A 5392-nucleotide genomic window follows, 5' to 3' on the forward strand; every position below is an offset into this window, starting at 1 on the left:
CACCAAGAGCTTTTGCAATTTTTGTTGATTCGTATTTAATAATGTCACGTCTCTTATTTTGGTCTAAAATTACATAATTTTCTTCAAGCAATTTTTCATAATTGTTAACTTCGTCAATAATAATTTCTGAAGAACCTAAAAATCTGTGGCCTTTAGTTTTATTTCCAACAGGAATACCTTCAAAGTCAAATTCAACTACTTGGTCATTTAAAAGTGACACTACCCATCTAATAGGTCTGGCAAATCTAATGTTTTTGCCGCCCCAACGCATATTTTTAGGGAAATTAATGTCCTTAATAAGTGAAGGCATAATTTCTGCTAAAATTTCAGATGATTTTCTGCCTATTGAAGAAATATTTGCAAAAACATAATCAGTTCCCTTTAATTCTTTTATTATTAAGTCATCTTCACTAATATTTTGTGACTTCATAAAACCTAAAAGAGGTTTTGTTGGTTTTTTGTCATCATCGTAGGCAATCTTTAGAGAAGGTCCCTTAACTTCCTTTTGAATGTCCTTTTGTTTTTCGTCAAGACCTTCAACAATTAGGCTAAGTCTTCTTGGAGTTGCATAAACTTTCACAGTTTCAAAACCAATTTCATTTTCAGTCAATAATTTTTTAGATTTTTCATTAAGTTGTTCAATTGCCATGTTGACAAATCTTGAAGGCAACTCTTCCACACCGATTTCAAGTAAATAATTATTCATTTATTTCACCTCTATTGATAAGGGGATAGTTCATTTCTTCTCTATGTTTTAAATGTGTCTTTGCCACTACTCTTGCAAGATTTCTAACCCTTTGAATATAACTTGTTCTTTCAGAAACAGAAAGAGCTCCTCTTGCATCTAATAAGTTAAAGGCATGAGAACATTTTAATGTGTAGTCGTAGGCATCGATTACTATGCCATCTTCTATGACTCTATTAGCTTCAGCTTCATACATATCAAATAATTTTCTAAGCATATCTACATCGGCAAGTTCAAAGGCATATTTTGAATGTTCGTATTCATTTTTCTTAAATACTTCGCCATAAGTTATATTTTCGTTGTATTGAATATCGTAAACAGATTCAACATTTTGAAGATACATAGCAATTCTTTCAAGTCCATAAGTAAGCTCTGCACTTTCAAGGTCTAAGTTAACGCCGCCAACTTGCTGGAAGTAGGTAAATTGTGTAACTTCCATTCCATCAAGCCAAACTTCCCAACCAAGTCCCCATGCACCAAGTGTAGGAGATTCCCAGTTGTCTTCTACAAACCTAATGTCGTGTTTCTTTGGGTCAATTCCTATTGCAAAAAGTGAATCTAGGTATAATTGTTGCACATCTTCTGGAGATGGTTTCAAAATAACTTGCAATTGGTGATGTTGGTAAAGTCTGTTTGGGTTTTCACCATATCTACCATCGGCAGGTCTTCTTGAAGGTTCAACATAAACAACCTTCCACTCTTCAGGACCAAGGGATCTTAAGAAAGTGTTTGGATTCATAGTTCCTGCACCCTTTTCAGTGTCGTAAGGTTGCATTATAATTGCTCCCTTTTCCTTCCAATAATTTTCCAATGTCATAATTAAATCTTGGAAATACATTTTTTCCTCCTTAATTAAACAGCTTATCTGACTTAAAACTGCTTATATCTAAATTGTATTTTATATATTTTAAAATAATATTGTGCAAATATTTTTTTCTATTTACATCAAGTTCTTTGATTTCTTCAATATTTTCTAACTCTTCAAGCTTGCCATAGAGAATTTTATTTAAGTAAAGTAAGTCTCTTCTCGATAGAGAAAAAGAATAGGGATCTTGAAAGTCAATTATTCCCTCTCTTATGGAAAAGTAAGCTTTTTCTTTGGCTTCAAGCTTTGGTCTGTAACCTATAAAGGAAAGATACTTAAGCTCAAAGGCAAGTGCTAGGGAAATAGGGTCCTTGCTTGAGTTAAAAAAGCTTAGAGACTTTCTCATGAGGTCAAAAACTTTTTTATTTGCCTCTCCTCCAAGTGAGGATTTTTCTAAAATCTCAAGGAGAAGTGATGCGTAAATTAAATTGTCATAACTTTCTCTAATTTTAAAGTTTGATTCTACAATTTTTGCATCGCCAATATAATAAAAGTTTTGTCCCTTTTTTAAAAGATATTCATTTAAGCCAAAAACTTGTGAGACGCTTAAATTTTTGGACCTTGGCGTCATGGCTCCCTTTACCATAATGGAAATTTTTCCATAATTTCTAGTAAATACTCTAATAATTTTTGAGCTTTCGCCAAATTCCATTTCATTTAAGACAATACCCAAGGTATAATTATTTGTCGTAGCCAAATCTCTTTACCAAATTGTCTCTTTCTCTCCAATTTTTTTCAACTTTTACCCAAACTTGTAAGTTTACCTTGGCATCTAACAGTCTTTCAGCATCTTCTCTTGCTTCAGTGCCAATCCTCTTTAGCATTGAACCGCCTTTGCCAATTAAAATTCCCTTGTGAGAATCCCTTTCTACATAAATATTTGCCTCTATGTCGTAGATGTTTTTGTCTTCTCTCTTTTTGAATTTTTCAATTGAAATGGCAAGTCCATGAGGAACTTCTTCGTTTAAATATCTAAGACCCTTTTCTCTAATAATTTCTGCTACAATAAATCTTTCATTTTTATCTGTAATCATGTCCTCTGGATAGTACATTGGACCTGGCTTTAAGTATTTCTTTAGAGTCTTTAAATAAATATCCACGCCATCATTTTTCATGGCAGAAATTGGAATAATTTCATTAAAAATTTCTTCCTTGGAATACATGGAAATTATTTCAAGAAGTTCATCTTTTTTTATAGTGTCAACCTTATTTATAAGTAAAATTATTGGAATTCTACCATGATATTCCTTTAAAATATCAATAATTGACCTTTCAGCTTTTCCAATTTTCTTTGATGTGTCAACGATGTAAGTTATCACATCAGCTTCATCAATACTTTCCTTTGATTCAGTTAGCATAAATTCGCCAAGTTTATTTTTTGGTCTTTGAATGCCTGGCGTGTCTAAAAATATGATTTGTGAATCATCATCAGTGTGAATAAAAGTAATATTTTGTCTTGTTGTCTGTGGTTTTGAAGATATTGCTGAAATCTTTTCACCAATTATTGCATTTAATAAAGTAGATTTACCAACATTAGGTCTCCCAACTACAGATACATAACCCGATTTAAAATTATTTTCCGTCATTTTCATCTCCCATTAGGTCCTCTGGACCAAAAGAATGAGGTAAAATTTCCTCCATTCCATAAATTTTATAATCTTCAGTAGAATTTGCAATTATTATTTCAGGATTTTTTGAAAATTCACGAATAACTTGTCTGCAGACTCCACAGGGAAAAGTGTAATCACTGTCCCCAACTATGGCAATTTTTTTAATTTCTCTCTTGCCTTCAGATACAGCCTTAAAGATGGCTGTCCTCTCTGCACAATTTGTAGGAGAATAAGATGCTATTTCTATATTGCCACCAGAATAAACTGACCCATCTTCCATCTCCACTGCACAGCCCACATTAAAATGTGAGTAAGGCGTATATGTCATATTGTCTCTTGCCTTTATTGCAAGTTCAATTAATTTACTATATTCCATTTAACCAACAACCTTAAATACAAATATGGCAACACATACTCCAAGTATTGCCCCCACAACAACTTCAGAGACCTTGTGGATTTTTCCTTCCACACGACTTTCTGCAACTAAAAAGGCAAGTCCAAAGGAGCAAAGTGTCACAAGGGAATTTTCTGCTATCATAGTTATAATTGTTGCTGCACAAAAAGATATTGCAGAGTGACCGCTAAGCCCTCCACCTTGAAAATATGTACCTCCACTTTTTTTTGCCATTAAAAGTTTTGCCCCAACTGTAGCTATAATTATTATAAGTAGTGACACAAAGGCCAAGTGATTTGGCATATTTTTTATCTTAAATAAGAGTAAGTCTCCAAAGGATGCAAATTTGTCGTAAAAAACTAAGTAGGCAACTACTATCGCATTTAATGCAGTAATTAAAACTGCTCCAGCTGATACATCCTTAACATATTTTGCTATTGGATTGTATTCTTGAACAACTAAGTCAATTGTCCTTTCTATTGCTGTATTAATCATCTCTGCAAAAACCACAAGAGTTATGGCAAAGAGCATCAACAAAAATTCTGTAGATGAAATGTCAAAAAAAAGAGATAAAATAATTATTCCAAGAGCTGCAAGGTAGTGAAATTTCATGTTTCTCTCTGTCTTTAAGACAGAAATTATCCCTTGGACTGCATAATTAAATGAAGATATAAATCGTCCTTTTTTCATAAAATCACCTGTATATAGAAAGCTCCTTCATTGCAAGCTTTTCTCTCTCTCTCATTTCTTTTTTGTCCTCATCTTCCATGTGGTCGTAACCTAAAAGATGAAGGATGCTGTGAACTGTCAAATAAGATAGTTCTCTCTCATTAGAGTGTCCAAGTTCTTCTGCTTGCTCCATGACTCTTCTTGTATTTATTATAACATCTCCGAGAATCCTGCTCACTATAATAAATTCATCATCCATGGGAAAAGATAGGACATCTGTGCTTTTGTCCACTCCCCTGTAGTCTCTATTTAAGTCTCTAATCTCCTCATCGCCAACAAAGGAAACTGAAACTTCAACATTTTCATCAAGTCCTTCAACCTTTAAGACTGCAGCAATGGATTTTTTTATTAAATTTTTTATTTCATCAGTAATTTTTATATCATCTTGTCTGTCGTCGTAATAAATTTCCATTAATTTTCCCAACTTTTTGACTTTTTAGCCTTTATTACTTCCGCTGCCTTTTCATTAGTCTTTTCGTATTTTTCGTAGGCATCAATAATTCTTTGAACTAGAGGATGTCTTACAATATCATTTTTATTTAAATAAGTTATTCCTATTCCCTTGACTCCAGCAAGAATTCTTAGTACAGTTTTAAGTCCTGATTGTTTGCCACGAGGAAGGTCTATTTGAGTGACATCCCCTGTTATTATTGCCTTAGATCCGTAACCAAGACGAGTCAAAAACATCTTCATCTGCTCGTTAGTTGTATTTTGTGCTTCGTCAAGAATTACAAAGGCAGAGTCAAGAGTCCTACCTCTCATATAAGCAAGAGGAGCAACTTCAATTAATCCCTTTTCAAATAAATTGTTGTAGGTATCGTGTCCAAGTATTTCAAAGAGAGCATCATAAAGTGGTCTCAAATATGGGTCAACTTTATTTTGCAAATCTCCTGGCAAAAATCCTAAATTTTCTCCAGCTTCAACAGCAGGTCTTGTTAAGATTATTCTATTGACTTCCTTTGACTTAAAGGCGCGAACTGCTGCTGCCATGGCAAGATAAGTTTTACCAGTACCTGCAGGACCAATTCCAAATACTATGTCGTTATTGT

At 33.5% G+C, this 5392-nt stretch carries 8 protein-coding genes; all 8 read right to left on the reverse strand.

The features are described 5' to 3' along the window. Positions 1 to 706, reverse strand: a 706-nt coding sequence (locus tag Q0U74_RS07445) for a glycine--tRNA ligase subunit beta (protein WP_297393784.1), incomplete at its 3' end; no start/stop codon positions are given. Further along, the gene (locus tag Q0U74_RS07450; protein WP_019124705.1) at positions 699 to 1583 is read right to left on the reverse strand and encodes a glycine--tRNA ligase subunit alpha; all 885 of its coding nucleotides are present in this window, start codon (positions 1581 to 1583) and stop codon (positions 699 to 701) included. The genes Q0U74_RS07450 and Q0U74_RS07445, both read right to left, overlap by 8 nt. Positions 1584 to 1593: 10 nt before the next feature. Further along, a complete protein-coding gene (gene recO, locus Q0U74_RS07455) occupies positions 1594 to 2307 on the reverse strand; it encodes a DNA repair protein RecO (protein WP_297393786.1) in 714 nt (237 codons plus the stop codon). Then, a complete protein-coding gene (era, locus tag Q0U74_RS07460; RefSeq protein ID WP_297393787.1) occupies positions 2291 to 3196 on the reverse strand; it encodes a GTPase Era in 906 nt (301 codons plus the stop codon). The genes recO and era overlap by 17 nt, the downstream gene beginning before the upstream one ends. Continuing rightward, positions 3183 to 3596 (reverse strand): cytidine deaminase, encoded by a 414-nt coding sequence (cdd, locus tag Q0U74_RS07465; protein ID WP_297393789.1) that lies wholly within the window; start codon positions 3594 to 3596, stop codon positions 3183 to 3185. Before cdd ends, era begins: the two co-directional genes overlap by 14 nt. Next, positions 3597 to 4304, reverse strand: coding sequence for a diacylglycerol kinase (locus tag Q0U74_RS07470; RefSeq protein WP_288158681.1), 708 nt, complete (start codon positions 4302 to 4304; stop codon positions 3597 to 3599). 4 nt (positions 4305 to 4308) lie between these two features. Continuing rightward, positions 4309 to 4755, reverse strand: coding sequence for an rRNA maturation RNase YbeY (gene ybeY / locus Q0U74_RS07475; protein ID WP_297393793.1), 447 nt, complete (start codon positions 4753 to 4755; stop codon positions 4309 to 4311). Next, the coding region (locus tag Q0U74_RS07480; RefSeq protein ID WP_297393795.1) for a PhoH family protein at positions 4755 to 5392 on the reverse strand (638 nt) is incomplete at its 5' end. The genes Q0U74_RS07480 and ybeY, both read right to left, overlap by 1 nt.

Source organism: uncultured Peptoniphilus sp. (assembly GCF_946998875.1).
GTDB lineage: Bacteria > Bacillota > Clostridia > Tissierellales > Peptoniphilaceae > Peptoniphilus_A.